Consider the following 241-nt stretch of genomic DNA (forward strand, 5'->3'; position numbering starts at 1 on the left):
CTCTAATCAGGCTGCAACCGCTAGTCTGTCGCCCTTGCTTCAGGGTACGACGTGACAAGCGCCTTTTTCCCCGGTTTTTTCCTCAGCCTCAGCCTGATCCTCGCGATTGGCGCGCAGAATGCCTTCGTGCTGCGGCAAGGCCTGCGCCAGGAACACGTCTTTGCCGTCTGCATGACGTGCGCGTTGTCGGATGCCGTTTTGATCGCCGCGGGGGTTGCCGGATTCGGCCTGGCATCAAACG

Annotated in this window: 1 protein-coding gene; it reads left to right on the forward strand. The window is 60.6% G+C overall.

Going from position 1 to position 241, the window contains the following annotated elements; genetic code table 11:
- Positions 1-51: 51 nt before the first annotated feature.
- The coding region (locus SB771_RS36640) for a LysE/ArgO family amino acid transporter (RefSeq protein ID WP_410722241.1) at positions 52-241 on the forward strand (190 nt) is incomplete at its 3' end.

Source organism: Burkholderia sp. SIMBA_051 (assembly GCF_046534915.1).
Taxonomy (GTDB): Bacteria; Pseudomonadota; Gammaproteobacteria; order Burkholderiales; family Burkholderiaceae; genus Burkholderia; species Burkholderia ambifaria.